Below are 1,193 nucleotides of genomic sequence, written 5' to 3'. Positions count from 1 at the left end.
ACGACCGGGGAATCCTCCGGCAGGCCGGTGCGGTGTGGGAATTCCGGCACGCCAACCTGCAACGCCGCCTTGCCAGCCACCATCACCATCGGGCGTGAGTTGACGCCAACGATGTGCGCTGCGCACGCCAGCTCCCGACGGCACGCCGCCGGCCGGTACATCCGCGGGAATGAGCCGGGCCTGAATCTCCGACCTGTTCGACGGCGGCTGCCAGCACCTCGGCGCCCGGCCCACACCCGTCGCTCCAGGTCACCATCGCCCGGTGCGTCGCCAGGCTGACCGTCGCCCAGGCTCCGGCCCGCCGGTTCGACGCCTTCTCGACCCGGCGGGCGCAGGCTGCACAGGTCATCCCGGGACGGCACGCTCAACCAGCGCGGTGCTGGTGACAGCCGCGCCGGCTGTCGCGCCCGCGGGTGGAGCGGCAGGCGCGGCCGGCATTCTGCTCACGCTCCGACAATCGCTCCGATCGTGTAACCTGCGTCGACGATCGCCGCTTCGATGGCACGCACATCCACCGCCGCGGAGTGGTCCACGCGGACCGAGGTGGACGCGACGTCGACGGACACTGCGCTGACGCCCGGCACCTGGCTGACGGCCGTTTCGATCGCGGCCTTGCAGTGGTCGCAGCTGATGTCGGGTACCTGCACCGTCAGCGCCGTCATTGATGCTCCTACCGCGTCGCGGGCCTCGCCGTCGAAACCCTTTCGATGAAGGGTAGTAGAAGCGTCGGCGGGAGTCCCCGCGCGGCGCGGCCGTCAGGCGGCCGTCGGCCGTCGGCCGCGCGTCACCGACCTGTCCCGCAGCGGAGCGATGGTCATCCCACCAGGGCTGCGAGTTCCGCGTCGACCAGCGCGCTGATCCGGCCCGACCGAGCCTCGTCGACGATCACCCGCAGTTGGTCGACGCTCATCTGGATGCGCTGGCCAAAGTCGTCAGTGAGCACGATCCGCTGTTCCGCGGGCGCCTCGTGGTCGACGAACAGCTCCGGGCAGCCGCAGCTGCACTTGCCGCAGAAGGTCAGGATGTGGCGAGGCGTTCCGGATACACTCATGACAGCTCCAGTGGATAAAAGGCGACAGATTGTTTCCCAGTCTAAGATCTGGCCCGGTGGCTGTCCGGCTTTTTGTTGATGGTCCGCTTCCGGCCCCCGGCTCGCCGCCCCTGGTGCTGCGACGGTGCCCGGTAAACCCGGT

The 1,193-nt window shown here is 69.4% G+C and carries 3 protein-coding genes; all 3 read right to left on the bottom strand.

The window, feature by feature from the left end; genetic code table 11:
• Positions 1–82: 82 nt before the first annotated feature.
• The 3 genes from MJ783_RS23795 to MJ783_RS21035 all read right to left on the bottom strand — a co-directional run bounded on the left by MJ783_RS23795 (position 83) and on the right by MJ783_RS21035 (position 1,051).
• Positions 83–349, bottom strand: coding sequence for a heavy-metal-associated domain-containing protein (locus MJ783_RS23795; RefSeq protein ID WP_370651751.1), 267 nt, complete (start codon positions 347–349; stop codon positions 83–85).
• 94 nt (positions 350–443) lie between these two features.
• Positions 444–662: a heavy-metal-associated domain-containing protein gene (locus MJ783_RS21040; RefSeq protein ID WP_239313073.1), complete on the bottom strand. Its 219-nt coding sequence runs from the start codon at positions 660–662 to the stop codon at positions 444–446.
• 152 nt (positions 663–814) lie between these two features.
• Positions 815–1,051, bottom strand: coding sequence for a hypothetical protein (locus MJ783_RS21035; protein WP_239313070.1), 237 nt, complete (start codon positions 1,049–1,051; stop codon positions 815–817).
• Between the last annotated feature and the right edge of the window lie 142 nt (positions 1,052–1,193).

The organism is Protofrankia sp. Cj3 (genome assembly GCF_917627355.1).
GTDB lineage: Bacteria > Actinomycetota > Actinomycetes > Frankiales > Frankiaceae > Protofrankia.
This window is presented reverse-complemented; position numbering and strand designations above follow the sequence as displayed.

What these genes read in the sequence shown, in the direction of transcription:
- MJ783_RS23795 (WP_370651751.1), bottom strand. Translation starts at nt 349, where the DNA reads ATGACCTGTGCAGCCTGCGCCCGCCGGGTCGAGAAGGCGTCGAACCGG.
- MJ783_RS21035 (WP_239313070.1), bottom strand. Translation starts at nt 1,051, where the DNA reads ATGAGTGTATCCGGAACGCCTCGCCACATCCTGACCTTCTGCGGCAAG.
- MJ783_RS21040 (WP_239313073.1), bottom strand. Translation starts at nt 662, where the DNA reads ATGACGGCGCTGACGGTGCAGGTACCCGACATCAGCTGCGACCACTGC.